The sequence below is a fragment of the Vibrio sp. TRT 2004 genome, from assembly GCF_050113735.1.
GTDB lineage: Bacteria > Pseudomonadota > Gammaproteobacteria > Enterobacterales > Vibrionaceae > Vibrio.
The window spans coordinates 44,018-66,230 of the sequence record NZ_JBNJOH010000002.1 but is presented as its reverse complement, the minus strand read 5'-3'; the positions used below and the strand labels follow the sequence as shown (position 1 = coordinate 66,230).

The 22,213-nt window shown below is 45.2% G+C and carries 22 protein-coding genes and 1 tRNA gene; 8 read left to right on the top strand and 15 right to left on the bottom strand.

The features are described 5' to 3' along the window. Window positions 1–192: 192 nt before the first annotated feature. From ACQEXR_RS01305 to ACQEXR_RS01275, 7 genes are all read left to right on the top strand, one after another. On the top strand, window positions 193–966 hold the full coding sequence (locus ACQEXR_RS01305; RefSeq protein ID WP_427019625.1) for a helix-turn-helix transcriptional regulator: 774 nt from the start codon (window positions 193–195) through the stop codon (window positions 964–966). 115 nt (window positions 967–1,081) lie between these two features. Then, entirely contained in the window at window positions 1,082–4,840 is a 3,759-nt protein-coding gene (locus ACQEXR_RS01300) for a hypothetical protein (protein WP_427019624.1), read from the top strand. Between the two features lie 394 nt (window positions 4,841–5,234). Beyond that, window positions 5,235–5,927 (top strand): hypothetical protein, encoded by a 693-nt coding sequence (locus ACQEXR_RS01295; RefSeq protein ID WP_426951189.1) that lies wholly within the window; start codon window positions 5,235–5,237, stop codon window positions 5,925–5,927. Window positions 5,928–5,942: 15 nt separating this feature from the next. Further along, window positions 5,943–7,082, top strand: coding sequence for a PAAR domain-containing protein (locus ACQEXR_RS01290; RefSeq protein ID WP_138972464.1), 1,140 nt, complete (start codon window positions 5,943–5,945; stop codon window positions 7,080–7,082). Further along, window positions 7,079–7,489, top strand: a complete 411-nt coding sequence (locus ACQEXR_RS01285) for a hypothetical protein (RefSeq protein WP_138972463.1) — start codon at window positions 7,079–7,081, stop codon at window positions 7,487–7,489. The genes ACQEXR_RS01290 and ACQEXR_RS01285 overlap by 4 nt, the downstream gene beginning before the upstream one ends. 255 nt (window positions 7,490–7,744) lie before the next feature. Further along, the gene (locus ACQEXR_RS01280; protein WP_427019623.1) at window positions 7,745–7,993 is read left to right on the top strand and encodes a hypothetical protein; all 249 of its coding nucleotides are present in this window, start codon (window positions 7,745–7,747) and stop codon (window positions 7,991–7,993) included. Continuing rightward, window positions 7,974–8,453, top strand: coding sequence for a hypothetical protein (locus tag ACQEXR_RS01275; RefSeq protein WP_427019622.1), 480 nt, complete (start codon window positions 7,974–7,976; stop codon window positions 8,451–8,453). The genes ACQEXR_RS01280 and ACQEXR_RS01275 overlap by 20 nt, the downstream gene beginning before the upstream one ends. A 248-nt stretch (window positions 8,454–8,701) precedes the next feature. On the opposite strand, the gene ACQEXR_RS01270 is transcribed toward ACQEXR_RS01275, so the two are convergent. The 3 genes from ACQEXR_RS01270 to ACQEXR_RS01260 all read right to left on the bottom strand — a co-directional run bounded on the left by ACQEXR_RS01270 (window position 8,702) and on the right by ACQEXR_RS01260 (window position 12,063). Next, window positions 8,702–8,789 (bottom strand) — tRNA-Ser (locus tag ACQEXR_RS01270). Between the two features lie 163 nt (window positions 8,790–8,952). Next, window positions 8,953–9,402: an L-alanine exporter AlaE gene (locus tag ACQEXR_RS01265; protein WP_138972460.1), complete on the bottom strand. Its 450-nt coding sequence runs from the start codon at window positions 9,400–9,402 to the stop codon at window positions 8,953–8,955. Window positions 9,403–9,630: 228 nt separating this feature from the next. Further along, entirely contained in the window at window positions 9,631–12,063 is a 2,433-nt protein-coding gene (locus ACQEXR_RS01260) for an ATP-binding protein (protein ID WP_427019621.1), read from the bottom strand. 127 nt (window positions 12,064–12,190) lie between these two features. Between ACQEXR_RS01260 and ACQEXR_RS01255 the strand changes: the two genes are divergently transcribed. Beyond that, the gene (locus ACQEXR_RS01255) at window positions 12,191–12,760 is read left to right on the top strand and encodes a UPF0149 family protein (protein WP_331415987.1); all 570 of its coding nucleotides are present in this window, start codon (window positions 12,191–12,193) and stop codon (window positions 12,758–12,760) included. 44 nt (window positions 12,761–12,804) lie between these two features. Here the strand turns inward: ACQEXR_RS01255 and ACQEXR_RS01250 are convergent, their stop codons facing one another. From ACQEXR_RS01250 to cydB, 12 genes are all read right to left on the bottom strand, one after another. Continuing rightward, window positions 12,805–13,839 carry a potassium channel family protein gene (locus tag ACQEXR_RS01250; RefSeq protein WP_427019620.1) on the bottom strand — a complete coding sequence of 345 codons (1,035 nt, stop codon included), beginning with the start codon at window positions 13,837–13,839 and terminating at the stop codon, window positions 12,805–12,807. 105 nt (window positions 13,840–13,944) lie between these two features. Further along, window positions 13,945–15,006 carry a quinolinate synthase NadA gene (nadA, locus tag ACQEXR_RS01245; RefSeq protein WP_331415989.1) on the bottom strand — a complete coding sequence of 354 codons (1,062 nt, stop codon included), beginning with the start codon at window positions 15,004–15,006 and terminating at the stop codon, window positions 13,945–13,947. Window positions 15,007–15,142: 136 nt separating this feature from the next. After that, complete coding sequence (ybgF, locus tag ACQEXR_RS01240) at window positions 15,143–15,916, bottom strand: tol-pal system protein YbgF (RefSeq protein ID WP_427019619.1); 774 nt, start codon at window positions 15,914–15,916, stop codon at window positions 15,143–15,145. 14 nt (window positions 15,917–15,930) lie between these two features. Then, entirely contained in the window at window positions 15,931–16,458 is a 528-nt protein-coding gene (gene pal, locus ACQEXR_RS01235; protein WP_138972454.1) for a peptidoglycan-associated lipoprotein Pal, read from the bottom strand. Between the two features lie 34 nt (window positions 16,459–16,492). Next, entirely contained in the window at window positions 16,493–17,806 is a 1,314-nt protein-coding gene (gene tolB / locus ACQEXR_RS01230) for a Tol-Pal system beta propeller repeat protein TolB (protein ID WP_426951262.1), read from the bottom strand. A gap of 52 nt (window positions 17,807–17,858) precedes the next feature. Further along, the gene (gene tolA, locus ACQEXR_RS01225) at window positions 17,859–18,926 is read right to left on the bottom strand and encodes a cell envelope integrity protein TolA (protein ID WP_427019672.1); all 1,068 of its coding nucleotides are present in this window, start codon (window positions 18,924–18,926) and stop codon (window positions 17,859–17,861) included. 12 nt (window positions 18,927–18,938) lie between these two features. Then, on the bottom strand, window positions 18,939–19,382 hold the full coding sequence (locus ACQEXR_RS01220; protein ID WP_138972452.1) for an ExbD/TolR family protein: 444 nt from the start codon (window positions 19,380–19,382) through the stop codon (window positions 18,939–18,941). A gap of 5 nt (window positions 19,383–19,387) precedes the next feature. Beyond that, window positions 19,388–20,083 (bottom strand): protein TolQ, encoded by a 696-nt coding sequence (tolQ, locus tag ACQEXR_RS01215; protein ID WP_427019618.1) that lies wholly within the window; start codon window positions 20,081–20,083, stop codon window positions 19,388–19,390. Continuing rightward, on the bottom strand, window positions 20,073–20,492 hold the full coding sequence (ybgC, locus tag ACQEXR_RS01210; RefSeq protein WP_331415992.1) for a tol-pal system-associated acyl-CoA thioesterase: 420 nt from the start codon (window positions 20,490–20,492) through the stop codon (window positions 20,073–20,075). The genes tolQ and ybgC overlap by 11 nt, the downstream gene beginning before the upstream one ends. 168 nt (window positions 20,493–20,660) lie before the next feature. Beyond that, the gene (ybgE, locus tag ACQEXR_RS01205; RefSeq protein WP_331415993.1) at window positions 20,661–20,963 is read right to left on the bottom strand and encodes a cyd operon protein YbgE; all 303 of its coding nucleotides are present in this window, start codon (window positions 20,961–20,963) and stop codon (window positions 20,661–20,663) included. Then, window positions 20,956–21,063 carry a cytochrome bd-I oxidase subunit CydX gene (gene cydX, locus ACQEXR_RS01200; RefSeq protein WP_000270284.1) on the bottom strand — a complete coding sequence of 36 codons (108 nt, stop codon included), beginning with the start codon at window positions 21,061–21,063 and terminating at the stop codon, window positions 20,956–20,958. The genes ybgE and cydX overlap by 8 nt, the downstream gene beginning before the upstream one ends. Window positions 21,064–21,075: 12 nt before the next feature. After that, the gene (cydB, locus tag ACQEXR_RS01195; protein WP_427019617.1) at window positions 21,076–22,212 is read right to left on the bottom strand and encodes a cytochrome d ubiquinol oxidase subunit II; all 1,137 of its coding nucleotides are present in this window, start codon (window positions 22,210–22,212) and stop codon (window positions 21,076–21,078) included. Between the last annotated feature and the right edge of the window lies 1 nt (window position 22,213).

The window sequence follows — 22,213 nt, the reverse complement described above, 5'->3', positions numbered from 1 at the left end:
AGCCGCTGCACTCTAGTTCACAAAGGTGCACGCAAGTCAATCAATTGGGGCTTTTTACGTTTGGTATTTCAATAGTTTGATCTAGGTTGTATTGATATTGCTTATTTTTGGCTAGTTTTGTCATTAGGGTAGCGAGTCAATGCCCACGATTCAGGTGGGATGCAAATCAAGGTGGTGCCAATGAATGACTGCATGCAACGGTCAACATACGTCAATCTGTCTGGCCGCAATTTAGAGTATTTACTCACCTCCGAGCTGAATCGATTGGGATTGGATTATTTTGTGCTAATGATTATCGATGCCAGTCAAAATCCCATCTACCAATATGTTCATGGTTTTTCTATGCATCAAATGGCTATCTATCAGCAACACATCGACCATGATGCTTTTTTTCACCACTACATGAAGATTGGATTGATGGGAGACTTAACGTACATGCAACAGATGCTACCGGTTAAAACCATTCGCGACCCAATTTTTCAAGACATCTTGGTGCCCACACTCGACCTTCACCATTCTCATAGTGGATTGGTACGTCTAAACCATGGACACTACCTGATGCTAAGTAGCCATGGCGACGCGAGGTTAAGCCCGCGTGACCAATCTCAGTTGCAAAACGTTTGGCAGTTTCTAGGTTGTTGGGGCAACTTTTGGTTAGCGGAGCGCGAGATGGAGAACCGCTTTGCTCAATTAACCACACACACTTCATCAGGATTGCCATTAGAACTGTTAACCAGCGCGGAGTTGGCAGTCCTCTACTTGCTGTCACAAGGCTACGATGGCAGCGAGGTCGCCAAAATACGTAATGTATCGAAAGAGACAGTGCGCAGCCAAATCAAACAAATCTTACACAAGACCGACTGTCGCCATCAAAATCAACTGCTGAGTCGTTATTTTTTTGAGCGTAAACCGGCACCAACTGAGCGATGGATAAGTCCCCCTTCACGTCTAGCGGAATTGATATAAATCAAGCCGAGCGCAGTTAAGAATCATTCATCCCCCAAATGGGTGATGAGCTTTAACTGACTGCTTTCTAAGCTGATTGTGACCCAATGAAGTGCGCAATTGCTAGGGAGGCAAAATGAGAGTCAACAAGGTCGCCTTGGCGCTAGGATTAACTGGTGCCCTGTTGTTAGTCGGGTGTGACAGTGGCGGAGATAACCCCTCTTCCACAGGCTCCACCACGGCAACACAATACTCAGTCAAAGCCATAGATGGTTACTTACGTAACGCGAAGGTATGGCTCGATATTAACCAAGACTTCCTGCACGACGCAGAAAGTGAACCGAGCGCGATAACCGGTGAAGGTGGCGTGGCGTTGCTCGATGTCTCTGCGATCCCAGACTATCAAAAATATCAAATCGTGGTGCACGCTATTGCTGGTGAAACAATCGATGAAGACACCATCAATAACTCAAATCCCGGTGGTCAAGTGATGCAAGGCAGCATGGTACTTTCTGCGCCCGCCGGCGAAGCCAACATTACGCCACTGTCGTCGATGGTCAACCTAATCATGAACAAGAACCCGACGGCACTATCTGACCCCGAGCAATATCAGCAGCTCAAGCAACAAGCGGCTAATGAAGCAGCCAGTTTACTTGGGCTTGATCCTGACGCTCTATTTGATGACTACCTTGACCCCGCCACTCGCAACGAGAAATCGACATTTGCGGCACAAAACATCGTCAAATCCGAGCAGGTATTACCTTCTACCCCACAACAAATGGTCAATCTGGTTCAGGATGTACAAAGTGCGGGAAACAACGCGAGTCAAACGGTTCCTGCACTCATGGTCGTTGAAGCGGTGAGCAACAAAATCAAACAGGTGTTAGATAACACCGAAGAGGACCAGCTCGCCAATACACCAGCGCCGGTCCAGCCTCCTAGTCAGGATAATCCCCCCTTGGATGATGATGGAGACGGGGTGCCAAACTCGCTCGATGCCTTTCCCAATGACGGAGATGAATGGTTGGATAGCGATGGTGATGGTGTGGGTAACAACCAAGATGCATTCGCTTTTAACCCCAATGAGACAAAAGACTTTGATTTGGATGGTGTAGGTGACAATGCTGATTTGGATGATGATAACGACGGCTATCCAGACGAACAAGACAGTGAAGCCAACAATCCCAATATTGCAGGTGACCACGACGGTGACGGTGTAGACAGTATTATCGATCTATTCCCCAACGATAGCGAAGAGTGGGCCGACAACGATGGAGACCAAGTAGGCGATAATGCCGACCTATTCGACGACGATCCAACCGAATGGGCAGACCAAGATAAGGATAACGTGGGGGATAACAGCGACGCCTACCCTGATGACAGCACCAAATCCGTCGCCGACACTTATCAAAGCAACGACGCACATCGAGCCGTACTTAACATCAATCATCGACAACCTATGTTGCTTAATGTTGCTGTTAGCAAACGAGTCGAGCAATTAAATGATGGCTCGCTGCGCACAACGCTCAACCACCTTTACACCGCAGATGACCACCAAGTCTATGGTCAAACCGAGAGTCGCGAATGGGCTTTGGCAGGAAACTTTACCCGAGTCCACGAATTTAGCTTTGACTTTAATCTCGATGGCAACGCACAGTTCGAGGGGCAACTGCTTGATATTGGCAGCCGCAGCCCTAGTGGTAACACTGAAACATTTTGGCGTTATGTCGACGAAAGCGATGCCAGCCCTGAAGGAGGAGTCAATGGTGATGGTCAACGTGAGTTTGACCGACTTGATTTCAGCTCACGTCAGCACCCCACTGAATTAACAGGCATCGATACCATTCAGCACTTTAATCTAAATATTGCGACCAATAACAACCAGCAAGTCGTGACCACGACAATGAAGCAGTTTGTGGTAGCAGGATTCGACTTAAATAACGGCCAAACACAGCCACAAGATTATATCAGCCATAATCGTACCGTGATCCAGGACCTTATCGATATTGAAGTCGAAGATAAGCAAGATTGGGAGGCCGATGGTACCATTAACACAGTTTTAAGTCTCACCAACAATCAGGATGGTAGCTATGAGTATGGTTATGCCCGTCCGATCTGGGATAATCCACAAGATGGTATTCATGAGGAGTACGCCGACTTTAACTACACTGCGAACAATTGGGACAACTTAACTAGCTATTGGTACGACTATCAGCTACTTACCCGCCCTGATGGAAGTCAGCAACATTTCGGCCAACGATTTGTGCTTGCTGATGACAACACCAAACGAGTGGATGAACAGTCGCCAGAGGGTTATCGCTTCCACTGGTGGCAAATGGACTCTGATGATGTTTCTGACACTGAACGCAATGAGTATGTCACTTGGGCACATCTGGCGCTAGATGATTACAACTTTACTGCAGCAAGTGACAACATAGGTCAGTCTTATCGCATCTACAGCCGCCAACAAGATGATATTTGGACAACCCTCTCTTTTGATGAATGGGGTAGCACCGATGTCTCTCAACTTGCGGAAAGAATCGAAGCAGCTCGCTCTGGTGGAACATCGATGTACGACATAGATGGTTCAATCATTCCAGGCTTGAATCGTTATGCCGCTTCATTGCCCAACGAGACTTTCCAATACTTAGCAGACGGCTCCCCACGTCAATGGTTTGCGGTTACTCAAGACCCACGCTTGACCGATGGTACGCCAACCGTGGTTCCTCTTACCTTAACCGACGATGGTGTTTTGCCCGACAGCTATGTTGTCAGCAACGGTCCGGATCTTATCTTAACCGCTCCGATTGACGGCAATAATATCCAACCAACACCGAGTGCTTACTATCGCCAACGCATAGATATGTATAACTTAGACATGGTTCCACAACGCTTTAGCTGGACCAGTAACCTTGGTCAATTGTTTACCGATCAGCAGGTGGCAGAGCAGCGTTTAGAGCAAGTCCTAAATCCTAGCTATCGCCTTTGTGAATCGCAAAACTTACTGCTCCAAGGTGACGTTGATGAGTATAGTGACTATCTAGCAGCAGCGTATATCTGCGGTTACATCGGTATTGATAGCAGCTATTTAGAAGGACGAACGTTGCACTATCAGGAGAGCGATACCTTCTGGCTTAGCTATAAGTTCCTCGCCAACGGCAGCGGCGATTATTATGAATCAGATGGTTACCGAGACACCTTTAGCTGGGCGATTGATGATAATGGTATAGTGTCGATTAATAACGGTGGTGACCAAGAGTATTTCGCCTACATCGCCCAGCAAGGAGGGAAGTTTAGTTTACTTGGCTTCTTTAGGTGGCAAGACGATGGTGTAGAGTTTAGTGAGATCAGTGGTATGGAACTGACCACCTACGAGCCGAATGTGTCCATGGCCAACAGTTGCTCTGTACAAAACTCCCCGTGGGATGAAGACAAAGACAAACCAGCTGCATATGGCACATTGCAAGATTATGATTCAGCCTTGGTCAGCTGTTATCAACAGATGGGTGATGGCAGTAAGCTCAACGCCGAGTTGCTTGCTGGTATAAACCCCAATGTTCGCGGCAACTGGCTCGTCGGTCATTACGCAGATAGCAATGGTCAACGGATCTTTGTTGAAGAGGAGCAAGTCTACTTTAAACCCAATGGAGAAGGTGCGTTTGTCGATGCACAAGATGGTGAGTTTGGTTTTACTTGGTATGTAGTAGATGGGCGGTTAACGATAGAAGTAACCCACCCAGAATACACTGGGTCGTATGAACTTAACGAGCTAATTAATTCAGGCAGTAGCGACTTATCGTTCAAAACCTTCTGGTATGACATCACATGGCCCGATGTCAGCTCCGGACAAGGGGAAATCCTAGATCAAATTTATCGATTTGATGGTTATCGGTAGGTAATACCATAGAGGCTGCTTATATGCAGCCTCTTCGTTAGTCTGATTCGGTGGCTCATCAAAAACCACTGCCTACATTGAAATAAATAGCATTTTCTTCATCACTCATCGCATGGTTCATGCCTATGTGTAGGCCATAATGACGAGCAATCGGCTGTCTTGTTCATCGCCACTCCGTTGGGTCGCTTGATCCCGCGCCATAAAAACGACTCACTAGAAAGTTGCAGCAAAAGTTGCAGGGACAGACACCTTAAGTCTTAGCTCAACTCTTTGAATGGGAATCACATTTTCCGTTTTATCTCTAAGGAATACTCAATTATTTGTATAAGCTAACCTTACTTTTAAACCGGTTTTGTAGTCTGATGGGATTTTTGTTTTAGTCACTATTAATCATATGAAGAATCAGAAAGTCGCGTTTTATCTGCCCAATGGCAACAACTATCAAGCTGAGCTGCCACTTTGGTGTATAGCGAGAGAAGATCGAACAATTTCTAACAAGCCTTGGCTAGAAACTTCTTGGATTGGCAAAGCGGGGTATAGGAGTGGGCTTGCTCTGTTTTGTTCAAAATTGGATGCTTATATTCAATGTATACGTATGAACGCAAATGGTGACGAAGCTTTAAAAGGAAAGTGGAAGGTTTATTCGTTCTCCGATCTCAATCGTTTAGAAATGTCGATCAATATGAAATTTAACTACGGGCATGACATGTTTGGTTTCTCCCTCATTTTTGGATTTGCCTCTTCTGCTGATGGAACGCTCCTTAGTCGTAACGGAATATTTGCGCCAGTGTCGTATCACTTAGACGTTTCTTTAGATACGCTCATTGAAATAGGGAAGGAAGAAACGATTACATTCCCTAGTTCGAATTTCAAGCTCATCAGCGAGCTATTTGATACCGAAGTTGGAGACTATCTGACTCTTGTCAGAGAAGTGAATAAGATGAATCATAAAACGATAAATGATCTCGCAATTCAACATTTCAAAAAAATCAATTTTCAATGCCCAGAGCACTCCCCCTCGATTCAAGAAGAGCGCTACGCTTCATCGTGTTTCCTATTATTAGGCTGGAAAACCATTCAACATTAACCAAAGAGTATTGTTATGAAGTTTGTTACTAAAGGGACAGGAACCACAACAGGCGGTGTTGTACTCGAAGGTCATAATGATGTGATTGTTGAAGGGAAGCCTGCAACCTCTATTCATCAATACGGCTCTTGCGCCTCTGGGCGTAAAAGCTGTAAAGGTAAAGGGATTATTGTTCCTGTCGGCAATGGTAACAAAGTCTATCTTCCTAATGGGCAGCAAGCGGCACTAAGTGGATATCAAATTCTGTGTAATTGCCCAGATAACTTCATTCTTGAGTCAAATAGTTCGGTTAATGTGGGAGAAAATGTAAGTTTTGGTTCAGGTGTTTCGATGACGTCAGCACCTTCGAACCAAAGCCTTAATAGCCAGCAATTAAGCCCCTCAAATGCATCTACGGCTTCTCAAGCTGCTACTCCTCAGATAGACCCTAAAAATGCTTATTGGCCTCCTTATAATCCATTAGCGCCTGAAGGAAAGAAAGAGCTGAAAGTGATCTATGAGCAGCCAATTAAAGATTATGCTTGGCTATCTGTTGAAGAAGCTGAAGAGTTTGCCCAAAATCTCTATGAAGATTTAGGGGGCAAAAGTACGTTAGGTGATATAAAAAATTATGGTTTGGGCTTAGGTAAAGGTTCGTATGATGCATACATGGTTGCTAAAGGTTTAGGTGGATTAAAAGTCCAGTCCTATACAAAAACAATTAATGGTCAAGACTGGATCATTATCAAAAACTATCGCAAGCATCTGAAAACTCTTGAGCGTGGTCATAAGTGGAAAGCAAATAACTCAAGAATTATTAAGATGAGCTTAGGGCTAAATGATCTAAAAGGAGCAACTCGATACGTTCGCTTTAATGTCGGTTTAGAGTTTGCTGTTTCAATTGGTATTAATGCCCTTGACTATGCATTACGAGATGAAGCTACCATGGCAGAGTTTGTTGGTAACTCTTCTGTCGATATGGTTAAAGGCTTTATTTCATTGGGAGGTGCAGCATTGCTTACGGCAGCCTTTGTCCCTGCAACAATTGGCGTTTTGGCAACAGGATTATTTTTTACGGTAACTTCTTTTTACATCGGTAAGGGACTTGATCATATAGATAATGAGTATGGTTATTCTGAAGATTTTGTAAAAGAGGCTGAAAAGTATTTCGAATGAACTTTGTGCGAATAATAATTGGCCTTCTAGTAACTATTGGAGCTTACATTCAGGTCAGTGACCAAATCACCAGTGCTTTCTCAAACGATGGTAAGATTGTGCTTGATGGCCTATTAAATATTTGGGCGAGCTTTGGGATGCTATTAATATGCCCATACCTGATTATTTATGTGATTAAAGATGAGTTTACTCTCCGTTTACCTATTGGAGATGCTAATCGTGTCTTAGTGATCCTCGGTTTGGTTGTGGCTCCATTGCTTGCTATAGGACTTTATAATCAATCCCACGCGAACGTAACTAACTATGTGGAATGCAAAAGTGAACGCAAGCTCTCCAGTCGATACTCTAGTCGAACTTATGCCATAACTGAAGATCTGTGCCAAACGCTAAAATCCCAAAATGATTAACTACTGTAGCTAGTTAGGAACAAATTTGGAAAATATTATTGTCTTAATGTTTCTTATCGTTTTTGGATGGTTGGCAATATCGAACCTATTCTTTTTCTTCTTATTCGTTATGGTTTGGTCGGTTTTAAAACTACAGAAACATGAACAAATACAAGGACGTTATGCTGTATTGAGGTTGCCAACTTTCCTTCATGGGCTATCGATTAGTATGTCTTGTTTCATGGAAGAAAAGGCGTTTCTAAAGCTACAAGCTGGATGGCTCAAAAGTTCTTTAAAGTTGATGAAGCTAAGCTTTTGGTTCATGCGGTAAGCGTTGCTAGCACAGCTCTATTCTTGGGTAAAATGGTCGCATTTGGAGCTGGATTGCTATCACTTCCTGTAACTGTTCCCGTTTATTTAAGTATCCTTGCTTTCTCTGCTTTTGGGGTATGGCTTATTGATAAAGAGACCGATTTTGAAAAAAGATTAGTGGAGGCTGTAGTTGATGAATTTGATGGCGAATAAAATAGGTTGTGTCGCTTTTGTTTTAACTGCATTTGCAATGTCGGTTATTACTTGGTGGGTTTATTGGCAATTTTATATCGCACAAATTTTTAATCCTTCATCGGAATTAGTTGCTGATCCACTTTATTTTATGTCAATAATCTTTGGAGTGTCTGGTTCTATTCTTGGCATGACCACTTTACTATCCTTGCCTTTAATCATATACGTTTGGTATGAACAAGCTGAAATAACGTTGACTCCTCAACCTATGACAATGCGTTATTTTACTTTGCAAAATATAAAGAAATTTTTTCTTATAGTAACAATCATAGGCGGTGGTTTTGCCTTCATCTCTAACATCATCTTACTTCACAAGATCATTCCAGATAACGACTATGTGCTTTGCCCGAAAAAGATCGGCTACAAAAAGAATTTACTTCGAGATTACGTTCTAGATGTCAGCCAGTGTGAAAAGTTTTAGGTAGGAAAGAGTTCTTACTCATAAAAGGCTCACGGTGACGCTGAGCCTGTAAAAGCGACTTAAGCTCTGGCTTGGTAATGGCTTTAGTTGGTCGAACAGGCTGCTGTTCTACTGGTAAAAAGATACAATGCTTTGCGTGAGGGTAATCGATGGTTTGATAGCATGTGTGAGCTCCAGTGTGGGCTCTTGCTATCTTTTAGAACATTCAGATATGAAAAAAGGCCTGATAAATCAGACCTTTTAGAATGTGGCGGTGAGTGAGAGATTCGAACTCTCGATACGTTGCCGTATACACACTTTCCAGGCGTGCTCCTTCAGCCACTCGGACAACTCACCGTATTGTAGGTTAGTTTCGTTAACCAACGAGGCGCTAATTTAATGATTCTATTAAGTTAGGTCAAGCCCAATCCCGAAAAAAAGCGCTGTTGTTGGCTTGTTTGCTCACTTACTAGCTAATTCGTTCATGATTAGTCCAACTGAAGCGGTTGCGGCTTACCAACTAGGCTTGTTGATAGTAGCCCGGTACTCGAAACCACTTGCGGCACATATCAAGGAAGTAACCGTACAGTACGCCCATGCCACAGGAGACAATAGCGTTAGACGTTACAGCCGTAATAATTTGATCCGTTGAAGCGCCTACCGTGAACAGGATGGCAGCATAAACCGGAGACTGGAACAGAACATAAGCGATGAGGTCAGCTAGGTTTTTCGCCACACCAGAATCTGAAATGCGTCGGCCCTGACGAAGCATAAAGTCGCGGAAAAGCCCATATGGCCACGCAATGGCGATATTTACAGGAATAGAAAGCGTTCTTGATGCCAGCGATTGCTCAAAAGTCATTCCTGAAATAAAGATCTCAATGATCATTCCAGATACAAAACAGAACACTACCATTGCAAACGTATCTGCAGCCGCGTTACGGATGCAAAAAGGCCCACGAGCTTTCATTTTTACCCTTACCTCAACATAAATTACTACAAAAACAACGACACAATAAAACTTTCAACCACAACCAGAAGACGTACTGGTTTATGTCGCTATTAGAGCACTAATTATTCAGAATTGGATGCTGAAGTTAAACTCAAGTGGTAAATAAACAACCACTTTTGGTGATAAAGTTAGATAAATTCGCTACCTATTGAAATCTAGATTAAAAAACACTCAACTTGGTGTAATTTAATTACAGTAGTCTTTCATTTGTACAGCAAGAACATCTAAGTCATCTTGATTGGGGAGTTCTCCTGCGGCCAAACAGGATGAAATGGTATCGATATTCTCCTGAAGCAAAGGGACAGCCATGCCTTCAAGCTGCTGTTTTATTGAGCCTAAACGTTCCTGCGCCTCTGCGAGTTCTTGATTTTCAATCGCCATGAAAAACATCATCAAAGGCTCTTCAAGCTTGAGTGCAGTATTTTCCTTTGAGCAGCGGAATAGCTCTGACTTGAACTGATATAACTTATCTGAGTGGCTTAGTAGGGCATCATCCAACTCAGTTTCGTCTATCGGTTTAGAAACAATGTAATTCACCCCTGCGCCAAACATTCGTTCGCGCGTGTCTTTAAACACATCGGCCGTACATCCAAAGATTAAGATCTCACTCTGAGAGCCCGCTAGGCTTCTGATTGCCGAAGTTGCTTCTACGCCATCCATGACAGGCATATGGTTATCCATAAGCACCAAGTCATAGCTTCCTGTTGCAATAGCATGTACCGCCAGTTCACCATTCTCTACACACTCACAAGTAAACCCTTTGTTGGTCATAAAGGTATTCAGGATAATTGCATTGGTTCGATTATCTTCAACAATCAGCACTTTTAAGCCGTTGTAATCCAGCTTGCGATGCTCAATCAACTCAGAGAACACTGGCTGGCACTGCTCAATACAGAGTGAAACTTCAAAGCTCGAACCAATCCCCAACTCACTGGTAAGCCGCACTTCCCCCTCCATAAGTTCACATAGCTGTTTTACGATCGCTAGACCAAGCCCTGTACCACCAAAGCGCCTAGTGGTGGAAGATTCTGCCTGTTCAAACGGCTTAAATACTTTCTGCTGGGCATCTTTCTTAATGCCTATGCCGGTATCTCTCACTCGGATCAGTAGGTAATTTCGAGCGTTGCGCTGTTCTTCTTTGAAATAGACTTCAACGTAGCCTCGTGAGGTAAACTTAACTGCATTGTTGAGCAGGTTGAATAAAATCTGCCGCAAACGAGCTTTGTCACCTTTATACCAACGCGTTGTCGGAACTTCAGAATAGACTTTAAATTGCAGCCCCTTCTCTGCACACAAGGTGTAGTAAACGCTGTTTACGCTGCCGATGATCGATTCCAACGGGAATGGATGGTACTCAAGCTCAAGGTGCCCTTGCTCTACTTTAGAAAAATCGAGGATCTCATTCAGCAAGGTCATCATGTGCTCCCCTGACTCATAGAGTGTTTTTAGGTGTTTGCGCTGCTCTTGGTTGAGTTCTGTCTTCTGTAAGATCTGCGCGGTGCCCAGCACCCCATTCATTGGGGTTCGAATCTCATGAGACAGAGTCGCAAGGAAAGCACTTTTCGCTTTTGTAGAGGCTTGAGCCTTGATTTTTTCTGCTTCTAAGTAGATCGTTTTTTGGTTGAACGAATCGATCAAATACTTAATCTCATCATTGCTGTTGTAGCGGATGTCGATGCTACCGCCCTCTTTAGACATATCAACACTGCGGGCGATGACACTGATTGGCGTAATGAGAAAACGGTTGATAAGGAAGTAACCTAGCATGACACAAACAAGCATGATCGGTACGATCGCGGCTTCAACCTTAGACACTACATCATAAACCTGTTCGTCCACTAAGCGTTTGGCGTTGACCACATCGACGCTCCAGTTGAAATCCCCGAACTGATGCTGGCTAATATAGATACCATCTGCCAACTGAAAGTTATATTCCATGATCACGTCACCGTAGCCGTCCCTCAGGATAACCCCTAAGTCATACTCCTCAGCATGTAAGCGAACAAATTCAACGAGTGTTTCTAGTGAGATATCTACCGTCGCCACGCCAGTAAAGACACCATTGACGTAGTAAGGCGAAGAAGCGGTAATCATCTGAACATGGGTAAAAGGGTCAATATAAACCGGGGACCAAGAAACGGTACCGATCGGTTTTTCGACGACAGAAACGTACCACGATTCCTGATCGTATCCACCGGATTCAGGGTTATCCCACGACAAAATCCGATCCACCTGCCCATCATTAGCTCGGTTAAAGAAAAGGCTTTTAAGCCCCGTATCCTGATCAATGGAGGGCGGCACTGGCCACAAACCGCCGCTAACGGTAACGCCATCAATCAGAGAGAAGAGGTTATATAGCATAGCGGCCTGATGTTCTTGAGCATCAGGGTTGCTGCCCAAACTCACAATTCCCTGCAAGATCCCCAGAGAGCTGTTAATTGGCTCCCCAATCTGCGACGAGATGAGCTGAGTTCGCAAATCGAGATTCATTTCTAGTTGTTCACGCGTAGGAGGCTCTACCACCAAATAGCTAATGGTACCAATTAAGGTGATCACCATAGCGAGGTAAACCGCTAGGGCGACGATGCTCTTCCGTTTCAGTGATGAACGTATATCCATAAATCTTTGAATTTTGACTGTTTATAAAAAATTATAGCGAATATATCGTGACAGCAACCTTTTTCTCCCAAGTCTGGGCTGTTACCATTGCCATATCACATGTCCTGATTTTAATAGGGTGTCTAAATTGACTCTACAACAACTGCTCGCATTACCAGAGCTTGAAGGTAAGCTCATCAACGAAGCGAAGACCCATGGTTTTATTACTGCCATGGCAGCCGCACCTCATATCCTTACTCCCCATGAATGGCTACCTTTCCTATGGGGTGGTGAAGAAGTCGCGCCTTTTAGTGATGGCGAGCAGCTCGAGAGCTATGTTGAGCAGATTATAGCGTTATGGAATGCATACCGCCCTGCTCTACTGTCGAACCAGTGGCAGTGGCCAGAAGGCTGCGCACTAGATGAAGAAGATATCGTCACTGAAGCCACTCGCGACTTTTGTGAAGGCGTATTGCAAGGCTGGCAGCTTTCTCGTGATGATTGGGAAACCATTATGCCAGAAGACAGCGAAGACAACGCCTTACTTGGCGGCGTGCTGTTATCGCTAAGTATGCTTTACGATCCAGAGACCTCAATCGCTACATTGTCTGAGCAAGGGATTGAAGGTCTAGAACAGTTTGAAGAGATCTTCAACGCAATTCCAACCATGCTGTGCGGACTGGCTATGCGCGGCTCAATGCTGGCTGAACAAGAGTAACACTATTGAAAATGGCCGCTCGCAAAGCCGAACGGCCATTGATACTAGCTGAGTTTTTCCCATTCAAAATTCTCTATTCGCTCGTCGGCGATATAAAAAATCTTGGCTCCGGCGACAATCTCACGCTCCAGATCCGGATTGAGTTCTATTCCTTTTCCTACATCTAAAGCAATCAAGGTTGAGTGAAAGTGGCGCTTCATATAGTCGAAGGCCAGTTCGACCTTAATCGGTGACATAGATTGCGGATAGACGGTGGAATATTGCGTCATACCTCGAGTCGACGCTAACAGCTCTTGATGAAGCGCACTCGAACCTGGGTCAACCGCTGCCTTTGCAAGCATCTCTGCCCCTACAGCTGGAATACACTCAGCATTCGGGCAGTGCTGGTTTAGCAGTCGGCTCAACGCCTCATCTTTAAAATAGGCGAGTAAATGCGCACTAGGATTGACATTAGCGCTGTAGAGAGCGGCCGAAAGAGTAATATCGTCTTCCAAATTATCAACCACAATACAGCCAGCCTTATCAATTGCGGCCTTTTCCATCTCTTGTGTGTCGGTGTAACTGGTCACTTTGACGAATCCAATTTCACCAGGAAGTGGGTTTTCAATATCCGAACGACTACACAACACAATCGGGCGCTTTCCCTCTTCTTCATGTTGCAGCATTCGAATCAGGTGAATAGTGCGTTGTCCATTCCATCCTAAAAGCAATATATGATTTTCCACACCAACTCTCCGTTTTCCTAATACACCTGCACGCCAGTAATCCACGGCGCCGCCTGCTAAGCGTCCAATTAAAGCCGCAAACAGGGTTAATCCACCCGGAATAACAAGCAATGCGACAATCCACTTACCGAGCGAGGTTTGTGGTGAATGGTCGCCATAACCCACCGTCGATGCCGTCACCATCAAAAAATAGATAAAGGTCGAAGGTTCTGAAGTGAGTGCATGCTCACCACTCAGGCTAAGTAGCGCCCAAGAAACAACAATATAGGCAACAACCAAGAGCGCAAGGTTGCGATTGCTCAGATTAAACAGGTTGGAATTCAACCATTTTTTAAACGTTAACCAAAGAGACATGGTGCTCCTTACCTCTAACTCACGAATGGTTATTTAAACCCAAGCACAAGTATAAAAAAACCAGCCACGAAAGCTGGTTTTTATATCTGTGACAACACTCTACGTTTACGCGTTGCCTTTCACTTGCATATTCAGTTGCTCAGCGAAGTCGAGCATACGGTTCAATGGGATCAGTGACTTAACACGAACTTCTTCGTCAACAAAGATTTCATGCTCTTTACCGCCATCACGTAGCGCCGATTCGATCGCTTTCAGGCCATTCATCGCCATCCAAGGACAATGTGCACAGCTGCGGCATGTCGCGCCCGCCCCTGCTGTTGGCGCTTCAATCAGTTCTTTCTCAGGAACCAACTGTTGCATCTTGAAGAAGATACCTTTGTCGGTTGCAACGATCATCTTCTGCTGTGGCAACTCTTTTGCCGCTTTGATTAGCTGACTGGTTGAACCCACTGCGTCTGCGAGTTCAACAACGCTTGCCGGAGACTCAGGGTGAACCAAAATCGCGGCTTCTGGGTAAAGACCTTTCATCTTGCGTAAAGCGTCGGCGGAAAACTCGTCGTGAACCACACACTCACCTTGCCAAAGCAACATGTCTGCGCCAGTTTTATTCGCGATGTAAGAACCTAAATGGCGGTCTGGACCCCAGATGATTGGCTTGTCTTCAGAATCTAAGTGCTCAACAATCTCTAGTGCGATACTTGATGTCACAACCCAATCAGCACGTGCTTTAACCGCCGCCGAAGTGTTGGCGTAAACCACAACGGTATGGTCAGGGTGTGCATCACAGAATTCAGTAAACTTATCCGCTGGACAACCAAGGTCAAGTGAACACTCGGCTTCTAAGGTCGGCATCAAAATACGTTTTTCAGGCGTAAGAATCTTGGCAGATTCACCCATAAAGCGAACACCAGCGATGATTAGGGTGCTCGCTGGGTGGCGGTTGCCAAACTTAGCCATTTCGAGGGAGTCGCCAACAAAACCACCCGTCTCTTCTGCTAACGCCTGAATTTCAGGGTCAGTGTAATAGTGGGCAATTAGGACCGCATCTTTTTCTTTAAGCAGCGCTTTGATGTTTTCAACATGCGCTTGTTTTTGTTCAGATGTCAGCGGTACTGGCTTTGGAGGGAAAGGGTAAACTGTTTCAATCGTATCTAATATGTGGCTCATTGCTCTTGCTCTACGCAACTTCCGGTAATCCGCGTATTGTAACCTCAACAAGCGAGTCTATTCCAGTTTCCCTAGTAATAAGATAGACAGGAAAGAAAAAAGGAGCGACGAGCGCTCCTTTTCATGGCAATTTTTATTAATTCAAGCGGGTGTTCGCTAGCTTAGCCGAAGCACTGTTCGGGTACTCGTCAACCACTTGTTGGAAGTACTTTTTCGCTTGCGCAGCATTGTTGTTCCGCTCGGCGATTTCACCAAGTTTAACCAGTGCATCCGCACGCTTGTTTGAATCTTTGTAAGTCACCACGGCAGCAAAGCTCTTCACTGCGTCTTTATCTTGCTTCTTAGCAAAGTAAAGTTGGCCAAGCCAATAGTGAGAGTTTGGCGTGAAACTCGAATCTGGATAGTCTTTCTGGAACTGCTGAAAAGCAGCAATCGCACCCGTATAGTCTCGTTTCTTAAGAATCAAGTCTACTGCGTTTTGATACGCTGTTTGCTCATCGATATCAGAGCTAAATGTACCACCAGTGTTAGCCGCTGAATCTGGCTGTTCTGTCTTAGCTACTGGGGCTGCCGCTTGAGCTCGTACTTTATCGAGTTCAATAAATAACTCTCGCTGACGCTGCAACATCTGCTGCATGTCATAGGTACTTTTTTCAAGCTGGCCACGCAAATCGCTAATTTCATTAGCCATATCGTCTAATTGTTGCTGCATTTGCAACTGAACACGATTGCGGTTTTCCAATAGGCGCTCTAAGCGCTGAACATCAGTTTCGTTGCTACGAACTGAAGACGAAGAAGTGGCGGAATTGCTACCGCTTAGGTCGGATACTGGAGCTGGTGCAGCGAGAACAGTACTCGCTGCACTTGCCAGTAACGTTAGCGTAACAATGCGCTTAAGGTTACTGAACATGAGGTTTTCCTCAATTAGTACACTAGAACTGCACGGCGGTTCTTAGCGTATACATCTTCTGATTGACCTAGAAGAAGTGGTTTCTCTTCACCGTAGCTTACGATAGAGATTTGGTCAGCTTGAACACCAAGAGCTTCTAGGTATTTAGCAACTGCGTTAGCACGACGCTCACCTAGTGCGATGTTGTACTCAGGAGTACCACGCTCATCCGCATGACCTTCGATAGTGACTTTTAGAGCTGGGTTTTTGCTTAGGTATGCTGCGTGTGCTGCTAGCATTTCTTCATAATCACTAGCGATAGTTGCGTTGTCGAAAGCAAAGTAGATAGTTTGAGTTTCGCGTAGTGCTTGCTCTTTTAGCTCTTGCTCAGACAATAGGCCGTTTTGGTCGATTGGTGAAACAACTGTGTTGTCTACAGTTTGAGTTTGGTTTGTCTCAGTAGAACCAGAAGCATTTGCCGCATCGTCACTTGAGCTACATGCTGTAACCGCTAGAACTGGTAGCGCAATTAGAAGCCCTTTAAGAACTTTGTTTAGTTGCATTGTTATAGTTTCCTTTATTATTGATACTTACTTGCTACAAAAACGGTGACCATGCTGGAGCACGAACTCGACCATTTGTTGCCGGTAACCTTGCTTTAAAGCGTCCATCAATAGACACCATAGAAAGAACATTGGTTTTGTTGTAGATAGAGCTGTAAATCACCATACCGCCATTTGGCGCGATGCTTGGAGACTCATCTAGCAACGTTTTGGTCAACGTCTGCATAGCGCCCGTTTCAAGATCTAGCTTAGCTAGGTTGAAACCGGTGTTGCTACGATTGACCATTACCAGGAAGCGACCATCAGGGGTAATTTGACCACCTAGATTCTGGCTCCCTTGCCATGTAATACGTTTGGTTGATCCGCTTGCCAAATCTACTTGATAAATCTGAGGTTTTCCACCCCGATCCGAAGTAAAGATGAGAGATTTACCATCTGGATGCCAAAACGGTTCAGTATTGTTCGCTCGACCGCTGGTAATTTGAGTCAATTTACGAGTATTCAGGTCTAGCGTGTAAACCTGCAAGCTGCCTGTTTTCGACAACACGAGTGCGAGCTGAGAACCGTCCGGAGAGAATCTTGGCGCACCATTGTGACGAGGGTATGACGTAACTTTCTCACGCTCACCTGTGTAGATGTTCATGATGAAGATTTCAGCTTGGCCATTTTGGAAGCTAACATAAGCCAGTTTTTTACCATCTGGTGACCATGCTGGTGACATCAAAGGTTGTTTAGAACGAAGCACAAGGCGCTCGTTGTAACCATCGTAGTCAGAAACACGTAACTGGTACGGGAACTGATCTTTATCATTCACCACCACATAGGCGATACGAGTCAGGAATGCGCCCTTCTCACCAGTAAGTGCCTCATAAACCAGATCAGAGATACGGTGAGCGTACTCTCTCATGCGTTTACCCGGTACCGTCGCTCGCTTGTTAAATAGTACATGATCTTTCGATAGTACCAACTGACCATCATCGCTAAGCGCCTTGCTTTGACCTTGAGTTAGTTGACCACGAACCACATCAACAAGTTGGTAGTTAATCACATAGTCGCCTTTGGCATCTTGCGAGATTGAGCCGGTAACTAAAGCATCCACGCCTAAACCAGTCCAAGCATTAAAGTCTACTTCGGCATCGCTGTAGGGTGTTTGTGGCATTTTGCTGGTCGCCACTGGGCTAAATTTACCACTGCGTTGAAGATCCGATGCGATCACCGCAGAGACATCTTCAGGCAACTTAGTACTGCCTTCCCATTTAAACGGCACAATAGCGATTGGACGAGCCGAATCGATACCATCTGTAATCACAAGTTCCAGTGCCGCATTGGCTACTTGAAACGCACTCATCACAGTGAGCATACATCCTAATACTAGTCGCTTTAACACAAGCTTTTCCTTATTACTCAGGTACTACGGTTAAATTGATATTCTTAACTTTTTCGATAATGTCAGGGGCTTTAGGCAGCGGGAAACTGTTCACCTGTGCCACCGCGCGCTTCGTAGCTGCGCACAAACGGCTGTCTCCGCCTAAAACCGACAAATTACCTAATATTGCGTCTGCTCCAGTAGGGATCAGACGCAAGTTAACTCGACAAGACTTTCCCCTAAAGCTGTCCTCCAGTAGGAGATTTTGCTGAATAAGTTGGGTATAGATCGCCCCATAGCGCTGCGCTTCGTTTGCAACGTGGCTTGACCGAGCTGAAGTATTGGCTTCAGCCTCCGTCTCTAGGCCAGCAAAGATATCGTTCAGTGCCGCTTCTTGCTCTTTACGCTCACGTTCAATTCGCTCTAAGCGTTCTTTCTCTTGACGAGCTTTCTCCGCGGCTTCTTTCGCTGCTTTTTCTTTGGCTATGCGATCTTGTTCCGCTTTTTCCGCTGCTTCACGCTCACGACGTGCTTTCTCTTCAGCCGCTTTGGCCGCTTTTTCACGTTCGATTCGCTCTTGCTCAGCTTTAGCAATCGCCGCTTCTTTGGCTAATCGTTCTTGTTCCGCTTTTTTGATCGCTTGCTCTTTTGCTTTGCGCTCTTCTTCGAGCTTAGCGACACGTTGCTTCTCTTCACGCGCACGTTGCTCTTCCGCTTTGCGCTCTTTCTCTTTAGCAATACGTTGTTTTTCAGCCTCACGAGCGGCTTTCGCTTCTTTCGCTTGCTGCTCTTTTAGCTTACGGATCCGCTCTTCTTCAGCTTTGCGGTTCTTTTCTAACTGCTCGCTTTCACGACGAAGCTTATCCAAACGGTCTTGCTCTTTTTTCGCCGCTTCTTCACGCTGACTACGAATTTGCTGCGCTTGCTGCCTAACAAGGCTTGGGTCAATCACCACAGCCTGCACCATATTGCCCGTTGGCTCAGGTTTCGACATGGTAAAATCAGTCCCCCAGATCAAGGCGACGATTAAGAGTGCGTGCAAAGCCGCCGATATCGCTATCGGCTTCTTGTAGTCGTTCTGTTTAGATTTAGTTTCTTTCATGGACAACGAAAGCTATTCCTTTATGTCCGTTAGCAATCCAACCTTAGGAATACCAGCACGGCTTAATTCATCCAGTACCAAAACAACGTCAGCATATGGCGTTGCAGCGTCACCACCTACGGCAACAGGCGAATCGGGTTTGAGCGACAGTTCCGCTTTTACACGGACAATAAGATCTTGCAGTGAAATACCACGCATGACTTCTTCATCATTCACGCTCAAGCCCAAGTTACCCTCTCTGTCGATTTCGACAATGATAAAACTCGCATCACTATCGCCCGCTAATTCGGAGGCGGGCTGTGCTGTTGCTGTTTTTGGCAATTCAACATCAACGCCTTGGGTAACAAAAGGTGACGTCACCATAAAAATAATCAACAGTACTAACATCACATCGATGTACGGCACCACGTTAATTTCGGCAGTCATTTTGCGCTTTTTGGGTTGGTAACCAGCCATCGCAGTTATTCCTTACCCGATTCTCTGCCCGCCATAGCCTGACGGTGTAGGATGCTGTGGAACTCTTCTGAGAAGGTCGCGTAATTATGTTCTAACTTACCGACTTTGTTACTTAGACGGTTGTACGCCATCACTGCTGGAATAGCAGCAAATAGACCCATTGCCGTTGCAACCAGTGCTTCTGCGATACCCGGAGCAACCATAGCGAGCGTGGCTTGCTTCACTTCACCTAGCGCGATAAAGGCATGCATGATACCCCATACCGTACCAAAAAGACCGATATACGGGCTGATTGAGCCTACCGTCGCAAGGAACGGCAGATTAGTCTCAAGTTCATCCACTTCGCGAGAAACCGCCACGCGCATTGCACGTCCTGTTCCTTCCATAATAAAGTCTGGAGAATCTGCATTGGATTTGCGTAGACGAGCAAACTCGGTAAAGCCAGAATAGAAAATCTCTTCTGTCCCCCCCAGTTCGTCCTTACGCTTCTTGGCGTTCTGGTACAAGATCGAAAGATCAGTACCAGACCAGAATTTGTCTTCAAACGTTTCTGCTTCTTTAGAAGCCTGAGAAAGCACTTTACTATGCTTGATGATCATCGCCCAAGAGACGATCGACATACCTAACAAAATCAGCATAACCATCTTTACTAACAGGCTGGCCTGTAAGAAGAGGTCAAGCATCGAGATATCAGCGGTCACTATTAGTTAACTCCATAACTATTGATTGAGGCATAGCTTTTGGCCTCATTTTCTTATTATCGATACATGCTACCTTAACCATTGCCTTACACAATGTTTTACCGTCAGGATTAACGATCTCCTGACAGAAGGTTAAGGATGCTTTTTTAAGGTCAGCAATTTGAGTTGTTACCGTCAGGTGATCGTCAAGACGAGCACCTTGTAAAAAATCGATGTCCATGTGTCGGACTACAAAGCCGAGGTTTTGTTCCAATAACAGTTGTTGCGATACACCAATTGTGCGAAGTAGCTCGGTACGAGCACGTTCGAAAAACTTTAAATAGTTAGAATGGTAAACCACTCCTCCCGCATCGGTATCTTCATAATAAACCGTCACCGGCCACTCAAACTTTGTGTTGGTATCCTGCACGTTTGTGTCCACAACTTGGTTTTTGCTAAAGGGATACTATAACGCAAGTCGTCACTACCAGTGCAAGGGTAATTGAGTGTTTTCAAAGCTTGAAACAAAAAAAAGCGCAACCCCTTCAAGGAGTCGCGCTTTTTTTATACAAAATGTATGGAGTTTAACCCCACCTCACTACAACAGCCGAATAACCGTTAAGTAAATCAGTATCGTCAGTGAGCAATATGGACTGAACAAAAGCTGCCAGTACCAATTGCGTGGTTTAAATCCTACCCCAAACACCATGCTAGAGCAGATCGCCCAGATCATCAGTGGAGAGATAATCGCATTAAAGCCACCAATTGAGGCGGAATAGAGTTCTGGATCCCACATCACCATAGCAACATGATAGAAACCCAGAACTAGGGATAAGACTCTAAACAGAGTCTTATCAACAGGTGCATGTAACTTAGCGACCTGCGCAGCGAGATTACTCACTGTCTTTGTCCATCATTTCTGAGTGCTCTAACCAAAGAGCGTTGATGATTCCGAATGCACACGCGAGTAGTACACCTAAAATCCATGCAAAATACCACATAGTCAATGCTCCTTAGTAAGCTGAAACGTCGTTGTCTTCGATATGTTTCTTATCTAGACGACCGAACATTTTGTAGTAAGTCCAAGTCGTGTAGCCAAGAATCACAGGAACCATTACCGCCGCAACCACTGTCATCAGACCGAGAGTGAGCTCACTCGCCGTTGAATCCCACATGGTTAAGCTGTGGTTTGGTACCAAACTTGAAGGCATGACAAATGGGAACATTGCAAAACCAGCAGTAAGAATGACACCTGCGTTAGACAAGCTTGAGAATAGGAAAGCAAAACCACCACGCTCAAAACGAGATGCTACTACCGCGAGCAATGGCATGAATACACCAAGAATTGGCGCAATCCACATTGCAGGGTAAGTTTCGAAGTTGGTCATCCAAGCACCTGCTTGTAGAGCCACTTCTTTGTTTAGTGGGTTAGAGTCTGCAAACGTATCGATTGTGCTCGTTAACACGTAACCTTCGATGTTTTGAACCCAGAAGCCACCAGCAACAAATAGTGCCACCGCAACAAGGCCTGCGATTTGAGCAACGTTACGTGCACGCTCATGTAACGCTTCAGTGGTTTTCATCTGTAGCCATGTTGCACCTTGCAGGACAAATAGCATCAGGCTTAACACACCACAGAGCAGAGCGAATGGGTTAAGTAGCGCGAAGAAAGTCCCTTTGTACTGAGACATTAGCAGATCGTTCAGCTCAAATGGTACACCCTGTAGCAGGTTACCAAATGCCACACCAAAGATGATTGGTGGTACGGTACCGCTAAAGCAAAGTGCGTAGTCCCAAGCTTTACGCCATTTTGGTTCTTCGATCTTTGAACGGTAATCAAGAGCAAGTGGACGTAACCAAAGCGCAGCCAGAGTTACATACATTGCTAGGTAGAAACCAGAGAACGACGTTGCGTACACTAATGGCCACGCCGCAAATAGCGCACCACCAGCAGTGATTAGCCAAACTTGGTTGCCATCCCAGTGAGGGGCAATCGTGTTGAGCATAATACGACGCTCAGTGTCGCTTTTACCAATAACAGGTGAAAGCGCAGCAACACCCATATCAAAACCATCGGTCACAGCGAAACCTACCATTAGGACACCAATTAGGATCCACCAGATAAGGCGTAAGATTTCGTAATCAAACATT